Source organism: Acidovorax sp. 22279 (assembly GCF_052045435.1).
GTDB classification, from domain to species: Bacteria; Pseudomonadota; Gammaproteobacteria; order Burkholderiales; family Burkholderiaceae_C; genus Acidovorax; species Acidovorax delafieldii.
The window spans coordinates 65131-81169 of record NZ_JBQEOV010000015.1 but is presented as its reverse complement, the minus strand read 5'-3'; the positions used below and the strand labels follow the sequence as shown (position 1 = coordinate 81169).

Genomic DNA, 16039 nt, shown 5'->3' with positions numbered 1-16039 from the left:
GGCGAATGGGCAGCGATCAGGTCAACCCGGCTGCGGCCAGCACCATGTCAATCAACTTGATGCCAATGAATGGCACCACCATGCCCCCCAGCCCATAAATGGCCAGGTTGCGGCGCAGCAGCGCGGCGGCACCCACGGCGCGGTAGGCCACGCCTTTCAAGGCCAGCGGGATCAGGAAGATGATGATCAGCGCGTTGAACACCACGGCGGACAGGATGGCCGACGAGGGGCTGGCCAGGTGCATGAAATTCAGCGCCGACAGCTGCGGGTAGGTGGTGACAAACGCCGCCGGGATGATCGCGAAGTACTTGGCAATGTCGTTGGCAATGCTGAAGGTGGTGAGCGAGCCGCGTGTCATTAGCATCTGCTTGCCGGTCTCCACGATCTCGATGAGCTTGGTGGGGTTGCTGTCCAGGTCCACCATGTTGCCCGCCTCCTTGGCGGCTTGGGTGCCGGTGTTCATGGCCACGGCCACGTCGGCCTGGGCCAGGGCGGGCGCATCGTTGGTGCCGTCGCCGGTCATGGCCACCAGCTGGCCATTGGCCTGGTAGCTGCGGATGAGCTGCAGCTTGGCCTCGGGTGTGGCCTCGGCCAGGAAGTCGTCCACACCCGCTTCGGCCGCGATCGCGGCGGCCGTCAGGCGGTTGTCGCCCGTCACCATCACGGTCTTGATGCCCATGCGGCGCAGCTCGGCAAAACGCTCCTTGATGCCGCCCTTGACCACGTCTTTGAGCTCCACCACGCCCAGCACGTGGGCGCCATCGGCCACCACCAGCGGGGTGCTGCCACGGCGCGATACATCGTCCACTGCGGTCTGTACGGCGGTGGGGAAGCGCCCGCCCAGGGCTTCCACATGCTTGCGGATGGCGTCGGCCGCGCCCTTGCGCAGCAGGCGAGGGCCGGGCAGATCGACTCCGCTCATGCGGGTTTGCGCCGTAAAGGGCACAAACACCGCCTGCAGGCTGGAAAGGTCACGTTCGCGCAGGTTGAACTTCTGCTTGGCCAGCACCACGATGCTGCGGCCTTCGGGGGTTTCGTCGGCCAGCGATGCAAGCTGGGCGGCGTCTGCCAATGCCGCATCGGTCACGCCGGGCGCAGACACGAACTGGCTGGCCTGGCGGTTGCCCAGGGTGATGGTGCCGGTCTTGTCCAGCAGCAGCACGTCCACATCGCCCGCAGCCTCCACCGCGCGGCCCGAGGTGGCGATCACATTGGCCTGCATCATGCGGCTCATGCCCGCCACACCAATGGCGCTGAGCAAGCCTGCAATGGTGGTGGGGATCAGGCACACCAGCAGCGCCACCAGCACCACCAGGCTCACAGGCTCGCCCGCGCCGCTGGCCTGCACGCTGAACAGCGAGAACGGCAGCAGCGTAACCACCACGCCCAGAAACACGATGGTCAGCGCCACCAGCAGGATGGTCAGCGCGATCTCGTTGGGTGTCTTGTGGCGCTTGGCGTTCTCCACCATGGCGATCATGCGGTCGACAAAGGTCTCGCCAGGGTTCACGGCCACGCGCACCACGATCCAGTCGGACAGCACGCGGGTGCCACCGGTCACTGCAGAGAAGTCGCCGCCCGATTCGCGGATCACCGGGGCCGATTCGCCCGTGATGGCACTTTCGTCCACCGACGCCACCCCGTCGATCACCTCGCCGTCGGCGGGAATGGTGTCACCGGCTTCCACCAGCACCACGTCGCCCTTGCGCAGGTTGGCGGCCTCCAGCGGCAGCCAGGTCATAGCCGTGCGTGGGGTGGTGCGGTCAAACTGGCCGTCCAGCTTTTTGGCCCAGGTCTGCTTTTTCAGGCCGCGCAGCGAGGCCGCCTGGGCCTTGCTGCGGCCTTCGGCCATGGCCTCGGCAAAGTTGGCGAACAGGACGGTGAACCACAGCCACAGGGCGACTGCAGCCGTGAAGCCCTCGGGCTTGCTGGCGGCCAGCGCGGTGGTGAAGGCGCTGCCCACGTACACCACAAACATCACCGGGTTGCGCCATTGCACGCGCGGGTCCAGCTTCTTGAAAGCCTCCAGCAGCGCGGGGCGTACCAGGGCGGGGTCGAACAGGGTCAATGTTTTGCGAGTCATCACAATCTCCCAGCCATTTATCAACGGGGTGTGAGCACGAGATGCTCTACCACCGGGCCCAGCGCGAGGGCCGGCACATAGTTCAGCAAGCCCACCAGCAGCACCACGCCAGCCAGCAGCGCCACAAACAGCGGGCCGTGGGTGGGCAAGGTGCCATCGGTGGCGGTAGCGCGCTTCTTGGCGGCGAGGGACCCGGCCATGGCCAGCACCGGTACGATCACGCCAAAGCGGCCCAGCCACATGGCCACGGCCAGCAGCACGTTGTAGAAGGGGGTGTTGGCCGACAGGCCTGCGAAGGCGCTGCCGTTGTTGTTGGCGGCAGAAGACAGCGCGTACAGCACCTGGCTGAAGCCGTGTGCGCCGGGGTTGGAGAGGCCTGCGCGGCCTGCCTCGCTCATCACCGCCACGGCGGTACCGAGCAATACGAGCAACGGCGTGACCAGGATGGCGATGGACACGAGCTTCATCTCATGCGTCTCGATCTTCTTGCCCAGGTACTCGGGTGTGCGGCCAATCATCAGCCCGGCGATGAACACCGCCATGATGGCGAACACCAGCATGCCGTACAGGCCCGAGCCGACACCGCCAAACACCACCTCGCCCATCTGCATCAGCACGAGGGGCACCATGCCGCCGAGGGGGGTGAAGCTGTCGTGCATCGCAATTACCGCGCCGCAGCTGGCCGCCGTGGTGATGACGGCGAACAGGGCCGAGGTGGCGATGCCAAAGCGCGTTTCCTTGCCTTCCATATTGCCGCCTGCCTGCAGGGCGCTGGCGGCCTGGTCCACACCCAGCGATGAAAGCAGCGGGTTGCCCTGCTGCTCGAAGGCGGTGGCTGCCACTACTGCGACCACGAAGAGCAGACTCATCGTTGCCAGAATCGTCCAGCCCTGGCGCTCATCGCCCACCATGCGGCCAAACACCAAGCACAGCGCAGCTGGGATCAAGAAGATCGCCAGCATCTGCAACAGGTTGCTCGCGGCCGAGGGGTTCTCGAACGGGTGGGCCGAGTTGGCGTTGAAGAAGCCGCCACCGTTGGTGCCCAGCATCTTGATGGCCAACTGCGAGGCCAGGGGGCCCATGGCCAGCGTCTGGGTGGTTTGTGTGGCGGGCTCGGTGACCTGAGCGCCTTGTGCGTCGAGCACGGGATGGCCCGCGCTATCGAGCTTGGGGGCGTCGTAGTGCACGGGCTCCAGCGTCTGTACCTCGGTATAGGACGACAGGTTCTGAATCACGCCCTGGCCTGCAAACACCACGGCCAGCACCAGCGACAGGGGCAGGAGCACCCACAGTGTGGCACGGGTCAGGTCAGTCCACACATTGCCAATGCTCTGCGCTGAATGCCGCGCGAACCCGCGCACCAGTGCAATGACGACGACCAGGCCCGTGGCGGCAGACAGAAAGTTCTGCACCGTCAGCGCCAGCATCTGCGTGAGGTAGCTCATGGTGCTCTCGCCGCCATAGCCTTGCCAGTTGGTGTTGGTGACAAAGCTGATGGCCGTGTTGAAGGCCGAATCGGGTGCCACCGCAGCCATGCCCTGAGGGTTGAGCGGCAGCACCGCTTGCCAGCGCTGCAGCGCATACACCGCCAGCACGCCCAGGCCGTTGAACACCAGCAGGCCCAGCGCGTAGCGCAGCCAGCCGGTCTCTTCATCGGGCCGCACGCCAGCCAGTTGGAACAGCGGGCCTTCCAGCCGCCGCCCGAGGGCAAAGCGTCCCGCCATCACGGTGTCGATGTAACGCGCCAGCGGCCAAGCCAGCGCCAGCAGCAGTGCCATGAACACCGCCAATTGCAGCCAGGCACCGGTGCTCATGAAAAGTCCTCCGGCCGCAGCAGCACGGCGATCAGGTACACCAAAAGCGCAGCGGCGAGCACGGCCGCCAGAATCATCCAGCCGCTGGTCATGACCGCCCCCCTTGTGCTTGGCGTTGCAGCAGCGCGCAACCCTTGGCCAAGCCATAGACGGCCAGCCAGAGCAGGCCTCCCACCGCCATCAATATCCAGTCCATAGCGTCCTCCTTGAGACATGGACCGATGCTAGGAACGGCCGCATCAAGATGGGCGCAAGAGTGCGGTGTGGGGTATCAAGATCGCATCAAGATGCGCGGGCGCCAGGCTTGGCTGGCATAAAGATGTATGGCAATTTGCTATTAAATTTATAGCTGTATGCGCATGATATTCAAGCGCTACAGACCATTTCTATTCAGAGTTTTGCCCTGTAGCGCGGGTTTACTGGTTCTTGCACCGGTTTCGGGCGTCAGCACGCCCTGCAGGTGTGGCGCCCCTTGAGGTCTGTCCGTTCTCCCAACGGGTCATTTGAGAACGCTCACATTGGCCTGCAGCAAAAGCGCTCGCAAGCTGCGATCATCCCCACCCTGCATCACGCTTCTGTTCTCCATGACCCAGGCCACACCGCTCCGTCCCAGCGCTTCCAGTCCGCTCGATTCCCTCGTCCCCCTGCTGTTTGTGGCGCTCTGGAGCACCGGCTTTATCGGCGCCAAGCTGGGGCTGCCCTATGTGGAGCCGCTGACCTTTCTGGCGCTGCGCTTTGCCATTGTCATCGTGCTCATGCTCGCGGTGGTGGCCGTGGCGCGTGCGCCGTGGCCGCCGTCGGGCAGGGCCTGGCTGCACATCGGGGTGTCGGGCCTGCTGGTGCACGGTGTGTACCTGGGCGGGGTGTTCATGGCCATCGGGCACGGGCTGCCGTCGGGCATTACCGCGCTGGTGGTGGGGTTGCAGCCGCTGCTGACAGCCCTGGTGGCCGGGGCTTTGCTGGGCGAGAAGGTGCGGCCTGCCCAATGGGCGGGCCTGGCCCTGGGCTTCACCGGCGTGGCGCTGGTAGTGGCCGGCAAGGTGGCTACCGTGCCGGTGGGTGCTTTGCTGGGCATGCTGCTGCCGGCGGTGGTCGCGCTGCTGGGCATCACGGCGGGCACGCTGTACCAGAAGCGGTTCTGCTCCTCGTTCGACTTGCGCACGGGCTCGGTCATTCAGTACCTGCCCTGTGCGGTGGCCATGGCCGTCGTCGCCTACGCCACCGAATCCATGGCCATATCGTGGACCGGCGAGTTTGTGTTTGCGCTGGGCTGGCTGGTGCTGGTGCTCTCACTGGGGGCCGTGAGCCTGTTGAACCTGCTCATCCGCCGGGGCGGCGCGGTCAATGTGGCCAGCCTGTTCTACCTGACCCCGCCCACCACAGCGCTGATCGCCTGGGCCATGTTTGGCGAGACGCTCAGCGGCTGGGCGCTGGCGGGGATGGGGTTGGCGGCGGCGGGTGTATGGTTGGCAAGGCAGACCCGGTAGCAGTCGCATGCCCTGTACATGGTGATGCCTGTGATCAATCTTTGACCCTCCTGATGCTCCTGAGAGCGCTGCGACCACTCTATGCAGGGCCTCAGCGGGGTCGGAAGTCATGCGCCCAAGAAAATGCTCGCAGGGTGGGCTGGGAACCGGGAATGCTTGCATCTTCGTATTCGAAGTGAAGGGTGATTCCTTCGGCTGTCGTGAGTGTTACTGCGAGCGGCGGATCAGTGGGAACAGTCGAACGGATTCCGAGGCCTCTTGATTTCGCCAAGATCAAGAATTCATCGATTGGCCTGTTGTGGCGCAGCAGGGCTGTGTCCGTGAGTTTTAAGGGGCCGCCGCGAGGGTGCCCCGAGAAGAAACGATCCGAGAACAAGGTGTACAGCAGTGAAGGTGCATCGAAGTGGAACTCGATGTCGCCGTAGGCCAGGATGATTGGAAAACAGCGTTCGTCTCCTGGACGATATGGACCGCCGGGACCGACAGGCCCATAGACCTCGATGCTGTCAGGTTGGCCGAAAATTTTCGTAATTTGTTCGGGCGAACAATCTCTGCGCGGCGTGAAAGGACCAAACCGGCCGGACTGAAGAAATTCGAAAAGCGATATCTGAAGCTTCTTGTTTTTCATCTTCGAGTGGGGGCGCAATTCAGTGCATCACAGCTTGCGCAGCCGTTCCAGCGCAGCCCGCAGCGTCTCATTCTTCTTGGCGAAGCAGAACCGCACCACGCGCTGGTCAAACCCGTCGCCATAAAACGCCGACAACGGAATCGCCGCCACGCCCACCTCGCGGGTGAGCCATTGGCAGAAATCGGCTTCGTTCAAATCGCTGATGGCCGAGATGTCCACGCACTGGAAGTAGCTGCCGGTGCTGGGTAGCAGCTTGAAGCGCGAGCCTGCCAAGCCCTCGCGGAACAGGTCGCGCTTGGCTTGGTAGAACGCTGGCAGTTGCAGGTAGGGCGTGGGGTCTTGCAGGTAGGCGGCCAGGCCGTGCTGCACGGGGGTGTTGACGGTGAACACATTGAACTGGTGCACCTTGCGGAACTCGGCCGTCAGCGCGGCAGGGGCCGCCACGGTGCCGACCTTCCAGCCGGTGACGTGGAAGGTCTTGCCAAAGCTGGACACGATGAAGGCGCGGGCGGCCAGGCCTGCAAAGCGCGCGGCGCTCTGGTGCTCGGCGCCGTCGAACACCATGTGCTCATACACCTCGTCGCTGATGAGCAGGATGTCGGTGGGGGCGAGCAGGTCTTCGAGCTGGCGCATTTCCTCGGCCGTCCAGATGGTGGCGCTGGGGTTGTGCGGGCTGTTGATGAGGATGGCGCGGGTGCGGGGCGTAATGGCCGCGCTGATCTTGGCAAAGTCAGGGCGGAAGGTGCCGGGCGTCAGCGGCACGCGCACGGCGTTGCCACCGGCCAGCTCGATGTTGGGCACATAGCTGTCGTAGCATGGGTCGAGCACGATCACCTCGTCGCCCGCGTGCACGATGGCCAGGATGGCGGTGATGATGGCCTGAGTGGCGCCCGCGGTGATGGTGATTTCGGTGTTGGGGTTGTAGGCGCGGCCGTGCAGCGCCTCGATCTTGCGGGCCACGGCTTCGCGCAGGGCGGGCACGCCGGTCATGGGCGGGTATTGGTTGTGACCAGCTTGCATGGCGACGGTGACGGCGTTCACCAGTTCGGGCGCGCATTCAAAGTCGGGGAAGCCCTGGCCCAGGTTGACGGCCTTGTGCTCGGTGGCCAGGGCGGACATCACGGTGAAGATGGTGGTGCCGACGTTGGGCAGCTTGCTCGGGAAGGCGGGTGTGCGGGCGGTGGTGGAGGTCATGGCGCAGCAGCTTGGAAAACGGGGAAATTCTGGAAGAGGTCGGGGTGTTTCGGATCTGAATGTAGATCGGAACGCAGGTCAGAGTTCGTAGTCGTTGACATGGCCCGTCATCGCGCGGGCAATCAGCTCGCGGCTCAGGCGGTCGCTGAGCAGCTCGGCAAACTTGTAGACAAAGTTGCGCAGGTAGGCGCCGCGCTTGAAGGCCACGCGGGCCACGCTCTGCCCGAACAGGTGGCCCACGGGGCGCACGGCCAGGTCGCCCACCGGGTCATCGCGCATGGCCATCTCGGCCACGATGCCGATGCCCAGGCCCAGGCGCACATAGGTCTTGATCACGTCAGAGTCGATGGCTTCGAGCACGATGCGGGGCGTGAGCTTGCGCGCTGCGAAGGCGTGATCGATCTTGCCGCGCCCGGTGAAGGAGGGGTGGTAGGTGATCAGCGCCTCGTGCGCGAGGTCGTCCAGACCGATGCGTTCCTTTTGCGCCAGAGGGTGGTCGTTGGGCACCACCAGCACGTGCTGCCATTCGTAGCAGGGCAGGGTGACAAGTTCGGGGTAGTCGGCCAGGGATTCGGTGGCCATGCCGATCTCGGCCACCTCGTCGATGATCATGCGGGCCACTTCGTGCGGTGTGGCCTGGTGCAGGCTCACGTTGACCTTGGGGTAGGCCTCGCGCAAGCGGGCCACAGGCACCGGCAGCACATAGCGCGCCTGGGTGTGGGTGGTGGCGATGCTGAGGGTGCCGCTGTCTTGCGCACTGAACTGCTCGCCAATGCGCTTGAGGTTGCCCACCTCGCGCATGATGACTTCGATGCTTTTGAGCACATGCTGGCCGGGCTCGGTGATGCGCTTGAGGCGTTTGCCGTGCCGGGCGAAGATGTCCACGCCCAGTTCTTCTTCCAGCTCGATGATGGCTTTGGAGACGCCTGGCTGCGAGGTATGCAGGGCCTTGGCGGCCTCGGTCAGGTTGAGGTTGCGGCGCGCAGCCTCTTGAACGAAGCGGAATTGGTGCAGATTCATATCGAATATCGCCTAAAGGATTGCATCATTATGCTGCAATCATCTAAGCGAATGAACCGCACCCCAGAAATTTCAGAGCGGCGGGCTTTCGCAGGCGATCTCTGCCATCAAGGCCGTCATGCGTGGATCCTCCCCGATGGCGGCCTGGACGTGGAATTGCACGGCGGGGTGGGCGGTGCGCAGCTCCTGCACCAGCAGGGGCAAATCCTCCCGGGCGTGTTTGCCGGTGCCCAGAAACATCGGAACCACTGTGACGGCGGTGGCCCCACCGGCCACCAGTTGCCGGACGGCGTCCGGCAGGGCTGGTTCACACAGTTCCAAGTAGGCACAGATGGCTCGGCGGCCCGGACTTTGCGCTGCAATGCGCGTTGCGACTGCCTCCATGGGGGCGCGCCACAGGGGGTCTCGGGACCCGTGGGCAAACAGGACGATGGCGTGGGTCATGGGGCGGGGCGAGGTCAGAGTGTCAGCGTCTCAGCACCAGCCAGCCAAAGGCCGCTAGCGAGAGCAGGGAGTAGATCAGGCCGGGCGCCGCTGCTGTCAGCCATGGCGACCAGTTTTGCAGATTGCCCGCATAGCCAAAGACGTTGTTGAGCAGGAAGAAGCTGATGCCCGCCATCACGCCGCCGAACACGTAGCCCGCGATGCCGCCCGAGCGGAAATGCAGGTAGGCAAAAGGCAGCGCCAGCACCACCATCACCAGACAGCTCAAGGGGTAGAACACCTTGCGCCAGAACTCGATCTCGTACTTCTGGGCGGACTGGCCGTTGGCGTTCAGGTGCCGAATGAACTGAAAGAGGTCCAGGGTGGCCATGCGGTCGGGCTTGAGCAAAGAGGCCGCCACCATGTCGGCACTGATCTTGGTCGGCCACTGCAGGGAGGGGCTTTCCAGGTGCTCCACGCGGGCCTCGTTCTTGTCGCTTTGCTGTTCAAAGTGGCTTCGCTGCACCTTCTCCAGGGTCCACGATCCATCGGTGCCGAACTGCCCCGACGCAGCCCGGGTCTGCGACGCCAGGCGCCCCTTCTCGTCAAACTCGAAGATGCGCACGTCCAGCATGCCGCCATTGGGGGTGAGTGCGCGCACGTTGACGGCAAACGAATGGTCTTCTTGCCGTTCTTTGAGCCATGCGCCTGTGGCGCCCGCCGTCAGCCGCCCCAGGTAGCGCACTTTGATGAGCTGCGCGGTGCGGTCGGTCAAGGGGGCCAGGTAGTCACCGACAGCGAAGGTCAGCATCACAAAGACGCCGCCGAGCGTGAGCAGGGTACGCAGTGCGCGCCAAGGGCCCATGCCGCTGGTGCGCATGATGGTGAACTCCGAGCTTTGGGCCAGGCGCGCCATTACGAAGATGGTGCCAATCAGTACCGTGATGGGCAGCAGTTCATACAGGTGACTGGGGATGCTGAGCACCACAAACAGCAGCGCGTGCGATAGCTGGTAGCCATCTTCCCCGGCACGGCCCACCCAGCGGAGCTCATCCACCAGGTCAAAGAAGAAGAAGAGGGCCAGAAAACCTACGGTGACGAAGGTGACGGCGCCCAGGGCCTCGCGGTGGATCAGGCGGCGGATGGTTTTCATGCGGACTGCCCTCCGGTGCGCAGGGACTGCCATAGCCGGCCCATCGTCCATTGGTTGTGTCGGACAGCAAGCACCAGCAGTGAGGCCGCCAGCATGCCGCCGTGCAGCAGCACCATGAAACTGGTCAGGCCCAGCCGGTCCGCGCCCACCCAGCTCTGGCCCAGGGTCATGAGGTTGTAGTAAACGATGAAGGCAAACAGCGCAAACACCATGCTCGTGCTGCGCGCGGCGCGTGGGTTGACGCTGGCCACAGCCAGACCCAGCAGCACAAAGTTGAGCGCGGCCAGTGCCAGGCCCAGGCGCCAGCCCAGCTCGGCGCGGTAGGCCGGCAGCGGCCGCATCACGAGGTCGTAGGTCGTGCGTGTCTTCACCGCCAGTTCTTCCGCCGCACTTGGGGCTGCACTACCGATGCGGGTGCCGTACAGGCTGAACTCGCTGATCTTCACGCCGGGCTTGTCCCGCGAGGTCTCCAGGCGCTGACCGTCGCTCAGCAGGGCCATGCGTTCACCGCCCTGGGTCTCCAGCCGGGCGCTGCGGGCGGAGGTGACGGATTCGCGTTTGCCGTCATTGGCGGCAATGAAGACGTTGTTGGCGGCCTGCGTGTCGGGGGTGTCCTTGTCGATGAAGAACACCCGGCTGCCGTTGGACGACTCCTGGAACTCGCCCGGTGCAATGCGGTCGATGTCGCTGCGTTGCTCGTAGCGGGTCTTGAGCTCCTGGATCTGGGAGTTGGCCCAGGGCCACACCAGCAGCGACAGTACGGCAATCACCACCATCACCGGCCAGGCAAAGCGCAGCAGGGGTCGCACCAGACTGATCAGGCCGCGCCCGCTGGCGAACCAGATCACCATTTCGCTGTCACGGTACATGCGCGATAGCGTGCCGACCACCGCAATGAACAGACTGAGGCTGAGAATGGTGGGCAATTGCCCCAAGACAGTGAAGCCCATGACGAGCATCACGTCGGACGGGCTGACACTGCCCTTGGAGGCCTGGCCCAGCGTGCGGATGAGCATCATGGTCATGACCACGGTCACCAGCACCACAAGGGTCGCGCCGAAGCTGCGCGCCAGCTCCTTGCGGATGGATGAATCGAATAACATTGGCTGGAAGGAAAACACCAATTATGAACTTTGATCTCAAGACCCTTGAACTTGCTGCGGCAGCCTCGGAGAAATGCGACCTGCTGATCGTCCTGCTTCCCGAGGGCTTCAAGCCGGGCAAGGACGCGCTGTCTGCCCTGGCGGCTTTGGCACTCAAGAACGGAGATCTGACCACCAAGGCGGGCAAACACCTGCAGCTGTACCAGGTGCCTGCCGTTGCAGCCCGCCGCGTGGTGCTGGTGGGGTTGGGCGATGGGGCGGCTCGCGCAACGCGCCAGGCGCTGCAGGCACTGGGTGGTGTCATCAAGGCGCCCCTGACCAAGCGCGTGGTGCTGTGTTTTGCCGGCGCAGCCCCGGCGGCGTCTGTCAGCGCGGCTGTGCAGGCGGTGGCAGACGTGAGCTATGTCTACACCACCACCAAGACCAAGGTGGAAGCACGCAGCCTGAGCCGCTGTGTGGTGGGTGTGCCGGATGCTGCCAGTGCGCGTGACGGGTTTGACAGCGGGGTCGCCCTGGTCGCTGGTGTGGAGTTTGCCAGGGAGTGGGGCAACCGCCCAGCCAACCACGCCACCCCCAGCCTGCTGGCGGATGCAGCCAAAACCCTGGCCAAGCTGCCACGCATCCAGTGCAAGGTCCATGGCCCGGCAGAGGTGGCGCGTCTGGGTATGGGCGCCTTCAAGGCTGTGGCAAAGGGCTCTGAAGAGCCCCTGCGTTTCATCGAGCTGCGCTACAACGGCGCTGCCAAGGACCAGGCACCCATCGTGCTGGTGGGCAAGGGCATCACCTTTGACACCGGCGGCATCTCGATCAAGCCCGCGCCCGAGATGGACGAGATGAAATTCGACATGTGCGGTGCTGCCAGCGTGCTGGGAACGTTCCGCGCGCTGGGCGAACTGCAGCCTGCCGTCAATGTGGTGGGCCTGATCCCCGCATGCGAAAACATGCCGGACGGGCGTTCTGTCAAACCTGGCGATGTGGTCACCAGCATGAGCGGCCAGACCATCGAGATTTTGAACACCGATGCGGAGGGGCGCCTGGTGTTGTGTGATGCGTTGACCTATGCAGCGCGATTCAAGCCTGCCGCCGTGGTGGATATTGCGACGCTGACCGGCGCCTGCGTGATCGCCTTGGGGGGCGTACGCAGTGGTTTGTTTGCCAATAACGACGGTCTGGCGGAGTCCTTGCAGGCAGCTGGTGAGGCCGCGCAAGACCTCTGCTGGCGCATGCCGCTGGACGATGACTATGCAGATGGCTTGAAGAGCAATTTTGCCGATATGGGCAACGTGGCGGGCCGTGCGGGTGGCTCCATCACCGCTGCCAAGTTCTTGCAGAAGTTCGTCGGCGACATGCCCTGGGCTCACCTGGACATTGCGGGTACTGCCTGGAAGGGAGGCGCGGCCAAGGGTTCCACAGGACGCCCGGTTGGCCTGCTGGTGCACTATGTGCTCGAGCAGTCCAGGTCGCAGGTCCGACAAGCCAAGGCACCCAAGTCCGCGTCACGCTCCGTGACCAGGACGGCCGCTGCTGGAGCTGTGGGCAAACCAGCCGCCAAGCGGTCCTCCAGCACCAAGGCTGCGTGACGCGTCATGACCGAGGTAGCCTTTCACTTCAACGCACCCGACAAGCTGGCCTACGCATGCCGGTTTGCGCGCAAGGTGCAGCGCAGCGGGGCTCGTTTGGTCATTGCCGCGCCTGCGGATGCGCTTCAGGCGCTGGACCGCATGCTCTGGTTGTTGGCCCCGCAGGACTTTGTGGCCCATTGCCACGCCGACTCGGACGAGGAGCTGGTTCAGGCCTCTCCGGTGTTGCTGGCGCAGGATGCACGCCTGGCACCGCATCACGAAGTGCTGTTGAACCTGAATGCGGAAGTCCCGGAAGGTTTTGGTCGGTTTGACCGTCTGGTCGAAGTGGTAAGCGCCCAGGACGACGCCGACCGTGCTCAGGCGCGTGCGCGTTGGCGCCATTACGCGTCCCGGGGTTATGCCATTACCCGCCATGATCTGGTGCTGAAAGCGGGCTGATGGCGCTCCCACCCAAAACCCCTCCGCGGTTTGTACCCACGCTCACCGAAGTGGTGCAGGTGCCTGGCGTGGCGCCCCTCGCGCCGGGGGCTTCAAATCCGGCGGTCCGCACCACCGTCCTGTCACCGTCGCAGTCTGTGGCGTTGGCCAGGCCTGCATTGCCCGCTGCGCGACCGGCTGGTGCGGCGCAAGTCGCTCCCCCCGCCACAGAGCGTCCTGTGGCCTCTCCGGTGGCTGCGCCAATCCCTGTGGCCGCTCCCCTGGCATCACGTTCTACGGTATCCCATGTCCAATCTCGCCCGGCGGTTCATGCTGCCACCCCTGCTGGCCCAAAGCCAGGGGCTGCGCCCGTTGCGGCCCGCGCCTTGCCAGATGGGATGGAGGAGTACATGGTGCACCGCGTCATGCAGCGCGTGGATGTAGTGCTGGACCAGCGCTTGCGGGAAGCAATCGCCACAGTGGTGCAGGAGCAGACGCGGTCAGTGCTTCCGCGTCTGCGCGAAGAGATCGAATCGGTGGTACGGCATGCGGTGTACGAGGCGGTGGCGGACGAGCTGGCCAGTGGTGCGCCCCCTGGGGCCAAGGGATGACAGGGTATTCCCCTGTGGTTTCTCTTGCGTTTAATCGTGTTCCCTAATGATCTGGCCCGTAAATTGCGATATGTTCGCCTGCGTTGAGACACAAGAAGATTCTCAGCGTTTATCTTTACTGGAGATTTGATATGCAATTGAAGTTGAAACTGACCGTGGTTGCTGCTATCGCGGCTGTTGCTGGTGTGGCCTCTGCACAAGAGCAGGTGGTCAAGATCGGCCACGTGGCTCCGGTTTCCGGCGCCCAAGCCCACTACGGCAAGGACAACGAAAATGGCGCCCGCATGGCCATTGAAGAGCTGAACGCTCAAGGCGTCACCATCGGCGGCAAGAAGATCAAGTTCGAGCTGCAGGCTGAAGATGACGCTGCCGATCCAAAGCAGGGCACTGCTGCCGCACAAAAGCTGTGCGACTCCAAGGTCGCTGGCGTTGTCGGCCACCTCAACTCCGGTACGACGATCCCCGCCTCCAAGGTGTACAACGATTGCGGCATCCCCATGGTGACGGGCGCTGCGACCAACCCCAACCTGACCAAGCCTGGCTACAAGACCACGTTCCGTATCATCGCCAACGACAACGCCCTGGGCGCTGGTCTGGCTTTCTACGCTGTGGACACGCTGAAGCTCAAGACCGTTGCCATCATCGATGACCGTACTGCTTACGGCCAAGGTGTTGCCGACGTGTTCAAGAAGACCGCTACGGCCAAGGGCATGAAGGTGGTGGACGAGCAGTTCACGACCGACAAGGCCACGGACTTCATGGCCATCCTGACCGCCATCAAGGCCAAGAACCCTGATGCCGTGTTCTACGGTGGTATGGACCCTCAAGCCGGTCCCATGCTGCGCCAGATGGAACAGCTGGGCATGGCCAACGTCAAGTACTTCGGTGGTGACGGCGTCTGCACGTCCGAAATCGCCAAGCTGGCTGCCGGTGCCAAGACCCTGGCTAACGTGATCTGCGCGGAAGGCGGCTCCTCGCTGGCCAAGATGCCTGGCGGTACGGCCTGGAAGGCCAAGTACGACGCCAAGTACCCCAACCAGTTCCAGGTGTACAGCCCCTACACCTATGACGCCACGTTCCTGCTGGTGGACGCTATGAAGCGCGCCAACTCCGTGGACCCCAAGGTGTACGTGAACGAACTCGCCAAGTCCAACTTCAAGGGCGTGACCTCCACCATCGCCTTCGAACCCAACGGCGAAATGAAGAACCCAGCGATCACGCTGTACGTCTACAAGGACGGCAAGAAGACACCTCTGTAATTGGAGTGTTGCTTTCTGCTGCGGGGCATTTCGGTGCCTTGCAGCAATCGCAAAAAAGGCTTCCCTCGGGAAGCCTTTTTTAATTGCGCGGTGTAGTCAGCGTTGCCAACGCCGCAAAGGTTGGATCTGTTAGCGCCTGACTTGTAGCGAGCCAGGATTCACGATGTTGGTAGGCGTGCCTTTGATGAAATTCACCACATTGTCGAAAGCTGCACCAAAGTAGAGCTCGTAGCTGTCCTGCTCCACGTACCCGATGTGTGGCGTGCAGATGCAGTTTTCCAGGCGGAGCAGGGCGTGGCCTTGCAGGATGGGTTCGCTCTCAAACACGTCCACGGCCGCCAGGCCCGGGCGACCCCGGTTGAGTGCTGCGATGAGCGCGTCGGGTTCAATCAATTCTGCACGTGACGTGTTGACCAGCAGCGAGGTGGGCTTCATGCACGAGAGGTCTTCAAGCGAGATGATGCCGCGCGTTTCGTCGTTCAGGCGCAGGTGCAACGAGATCACGTCGCACTGCGAAAAAAACTCTTCGCGCGTGGCGGCGGCCTGGTATCCATCCGTCAGCGCCTGCGCGCGCGAGGCTTCACGCCCCCAGACGCGCACGTTCATGCCAAACGCCCGTCCATAGCCGGCCACCAGTTGTCCGATGCGACCATAACCCCAGATACCCAGTGTTTTACCCCGCAGTACGCTGCCGACTCCGAAGTTGGGGGGCATGGATGCGGTCTTGAGACCGGACTGCTGCCAAGCGCCATGCTTGAGGTTGGAGATGTATTGGGGCAGGCGGCGCATGGAGGCCATCACCAGGGCCCAGGTCAGCTCGGCGGGAGCCACAGGGGAGCCGACCCCTTCTGCCACGGCGATCCCCCGCTCAGTACATGCCGCTACATCAATATGGCTCCCAATCTTGCCAGTTTGGGCGATGAGCTTGAGGCGCGGGAGCTTTTCAACCAGTTGGCGTGTGATCTGGGTCCGTTCGCGGATCAGCACAATGATGTCGGCGTCTTTGAGTCGCACCGAAAGCTGCCCCAGCCCTTTGACCGTGTTGGTGTACACCTTGGCGGTGTATGCGTCGAGCCGAGAGGCGCAATGCAGCTTGCGCACTGCATCCTGGTAATCGTCGAGGATCACAATATTCATGCCGACATTGTGCCTTGGCGGGCGCAGGGGAATGCCACAGGGGCCGGGCTGGGCATACCAAAGTCTGCGGTTTTTTGGTGACTGAGTGCTGCATGGGCCCCGTGGACGTACTTCTTGCACTGCGCGT

Annotated in this window: 15 protein-coding genes; 5 read left to right on the top strand and 10 right to left on the bottom strand. The window is 63.6% G+C overall.

Going from position 1 to position 16039, the window contains the following annotated elements; translation table 11 throughout:
• Window positions 1-16: 16 nt before the first annotated feature.
• Genes kdpB through kdpF form a run of 3 tightly spaced genes read right to left on the bottom strand, consistent with a single transcriptional unit; the run spans window position 17 to window position 3989 of the window.
• Entirely contained in the window at window positions 17-2083 is a 2067-nt protein-coding gene (gene kdpB / locus ACTJKQ_RS18960; protein WP_440597726.1) for a potassium-transporting ATPase subunit KdpB, read from the bottom strand.
• A 20-nt stretch (window positions 2084-2103) separates the two neighbouring features.
• Window positions 2104-3897 carry a potassium-transporting ATPase subunit KdpA gene (gene kdpA, locus ACTJKQ_RS18955; protein WP_440597725.1) on the bottom strand — a complete coding sequence of 598 codons (1794 nt, stop codon included), beginning with the start codon at window positions 3895-3897 and terminating at the stop codon, window positions 2104-2106.
• Window positions 3894-3989 carry a K(+)-transporting ATPase subunit F gene (gene kdpF, locus ACTJKQ_RS18950; protein ID WP_056062349.1) on the bottom strand — a complete coding sequence of 32 codons (96 nt, stop codon included), beginning with the start codon at window positions 3987-3989 and terminating at the stop codon, window positions 3894-3896. The genes kdpA and kdpF overlap by 4 nt, the downstream gene beginning before the upstream one ends.
• A 492-nt stretch (window positions 3990-4481) precedes the next feature.
• Here kdpF and ACTJKQ_RS18945 point away from each other — a divergent pair, with 492 nt between their 5' ends.
• Entirely contained in the window at window positions 4482-5384 is a 903-nt protein-coding gene (locus ACTJKQ_RS18945; protein ID WP_440597724.1) for a DMT family transporter, read from the top strand.
• Window positions 5385-5475: 91 nt separating this feature from the next.
• Here the strand turns inward: ACTJKQ_RS18945 and ACTJKQ_RS18940 are convergent, their stop codons facing one another.
• From ACTJKQ_RS18940 to lptF, 6 genes are all read right to left on the bottom strand, one after another.
• Window positions 5476-6012: a hypothetical protein gene (locus ACTJKQ_RS18940; protein WP_440597723.1), complete on the bottom strand. Its 537-nt coding sequence runs from the start codon at window positions 6010-6012 to the stop codon at window positions 5476-5478.
• Between the two features lie 27 nt (window positions 6013-6039).
• Complete coding sequence (locus tag ACTJKQ_RS18935) at window positions 6040-7206, bottom strand: pyridoxal phosphate-dependent aminotransferase (protein ID WP_440597722.1); 1167 nt, start codon at window positions 7204-7206, stop codon at window positions 6040-6042.
• 78 nt (window positions 7207-7284) lie between these two features.
• Window positions 7285-8226 carry a CysB family HTH-type transcriptional regulator gene (locus ACTJKQ_RS18930; RefSeq protein ID WP_056062356.1) on the bottom strand — a complete coding sequence of 314 codons (942 nt, stop codon included), beginning with the start codon at window positions 8224-8226 and terminating at the stop codon, window positions 7285-7287.
• A gap of 72 nt (window positions 8227-8298) precedes the next feature.
• Window positions 8299-8670, bottom strand: coding sequence for a sirohydrochlorin chelatase (locus ACTJKQ_RS18925; RefSeq protein ID WP_440597721.1), 372 nt, complete (start codon window positions 8668-8670; stop codon window positions 8299-8301).
• Between the two features lie 22 nt (window positions 8671-8692).
• Window positions 8693-9802, bottom strand: coding sequence for an LPS export ABC transporter permease LptG (lptG, locus tag ACTJKQ_RS18920; protein ID WP_291435629.1), 1110 nt, complete (start codon window positions 9800-9802; stop codon window positions 8693-8695).
• A complete protein-coding gene (gene lptF / locus ACTJKQ_RS18915) occupies window positions 9799-10905 on the bottom strand; it encodes an LPS export ABC transporter permease LptF (RefSeq protein ID WP_291435627.1) in 1107 nt (368 codons plus the stop codon). The genes lptG and lptF overlap by 4 nt, the downstream gene beginning before the upstream one ends.
• Before the next feature lie 23 nt (window positions 10906-10928).
• Between lptF and ACTJKQ_RS18910 the strand changes: the two genes are divergently transcribed.
• The 4 genes from ACTJKQ_RS18910 to ACTJKQ_RS18895 all read left to right on the top strand — a co-directional run bounded on the left by ACTJKQ_RS18910 (window position 10929) and on the right by ACTJKQ_RS18895 (window position 14775).
• Window positions 10929-12485: a leucyl aminopeptidase gene (locus tag ACTJKQ_RS18910; protein ID WP_440597720.1), complete on the top strand. Its 1557-nt coding sequence runs from the start codon at window positions 10929-10931 to the stop codon at window positions 12483-12485.
• Window positions 12486-12491: 6 nt separating this feature from the next.
• A complete protein-coding gene (locus ACTJKQ_RS18905) occupies window positions 12492-12926 on the top strand; it encodes a DNA polymerase III subunit chi (RefSeq protein WP_291435623.1) in 435 nt (144 codons plus the stop codon).
• On the top strand, window positions 12926-13516 hold the full coding sequence (locus ACTJKQ_RS18900; RefSeq protein ID WP_440597719.1) for a hypothetical protein: 591 nt from the start codon (window positions 12926-12928) through the stop codon (window positions 13514-13516). The genes ACTJKQ_RS18905 and ACTJKQ_RS18900 overlap by 1 nt, the downstream gene beginning before the upstream one ends.
• Before the next feature lie 131 nt (window positions 13517-13647).
• Window positions 13648-14775 carry a branched-chain amino acid ABC transporter substrate-binding protein gene (locus tag ACTJKQ_RS18895; protein WP_056062370.1) on the top strand — a complete coding sequence of 376 codons (1128 nt, stop codon included), beginning with the start codon at window positions 13648-13650 and terminating at the stop codon, window positions 14773-14775.
• 129 nt (window positions 14776-14904) lie between these two features.
• On the opposite strand, the gene ACTJKQ_RS18890 is transcribed toward ACTJKQ_RS18895, so the two are convergent.
• A complete protein-coding gene (locus ACTJKQ_RS18890; protein ID WP_056746014.1) occupies window positions 14905-15912 on the bottom strand; it encodes a D-2-hydroxyacid dehydrogenase family protein in 1008 nt (335 codons plus the stop codon).
• Window positions 15913-16039: the final 127 nt, after the last annotated feature.

Excerpts from the sequence above, each read along its gene's own strand:
- lptF (WP_291435627.1), bottom strand. The coding sequence starts at position 10,905 with ATGTTATTCGATTCATCCATCCGCAAGGAGCTGGCGCGCAGCTTCGGC.
- kdpB (WP_440597726.1), bottom strand. The coding sequence starts at position 2,083 with ATGACTCGCAAAACATTGACCCTGTTCGACCCCGCCCTGGTACGCCCC.
- ACTJKQ_RS18890 (WP_056746014.1), bottom strand. The coding sequence starts at position 15,912 with ATGAATATTGTGATCCTCGACGATTACCAGGATGCAGTGCGCAAGCTG.
- ACTJKQ_RS18945 (WP_440597724.1), top strand. The coding sequence starts at position 4,482 with ATGACCCAGGCCACACCGCTCCGTCCCAGCGCTTCCAGTCCGCTCGAT.
- ACTJKQ_RS18925 (WP_440597721.1), bottom strand. The coding sequence starts at position 8,670 with ATGACCCACGCCATCGTCCTGTTTGCCCACGGGTCCCGAGACCCCCTG.
- lptG (WP_291435629.1), bottom strand. The coding sequence starts at position 9,802 with ATGAAAACCATCCGCCGCCTGATCCACCGCGAGGCCCTGGGCGCCGTC.
- ACTJKQ_RS18905 (WP_291435623.1), top strand. The coding sequence starts at position 12,492 with ATGACCGAGGTAGCCTTTCACTTCAACGCACCCGACAAGCTGGCCTAC.
- ACTJKQ_RS18930 (WP_056062356.1), bottom strand. The coding sequence starts at position 8,226 with ATGAATCTGCACCAATTCCGCTTCGTTCAAGAGGCTGCGCGCCGCAAC.
- ACTJKQ_RS18940 (WP_440597723.1), bottom strand. The coding sequence starts at position 6,012 with ATGAAAAACAAGAAGCTTCAGATATCGCTTTTCGAATTTCTTCAGTCC.
- ACTJKQ_RS18895 (WP_056062370.1), top strand. The coding sequence starts at position 13,648 with ATGCAATTGAAGTTGAAACTGACCGTGGTTGCTGCTATCGCGGCTGTT.
- ACTJKQ_RS18935 (WP_440597722.1), bottom strand. The coding sequence starts at position 7,206 with ATGACCTCCACCACCGCCCGCACACCCGCCTTCCCGAGCAAGCTGCCC.
- ACTJKQ_RS18910 (WP_440597720.1), top strand. The coding sequence starts at position 10,929 with ATGAACTTTGATCTCAAGACCCTTGAACTTGCTGCGGCAGCCTCGGAG.
- kdpF (WP_056062349.1), bottom strand. The coding sequence starts at position 3,989 with ATGACCAGCGGCTGGATGATTCTGGCGGCCGTGCTCGCCGCTGCGCTT.
- ACTJKQ_RS18900 (WP_440597719.1), top strand. The coding sequence starts at position 12,926 with ATGGCGCTCCCACCCAAAACCCCTCCGCGGTTTGTACCCACGCTCACC.
- kdpA (WP_440597725.1), bottom strand. The coding sequence starts at position 3,897 with ATGAGCACCGGTGCCTGGCTGCAATTGGCGGTGTTCATGGCACTGCTG.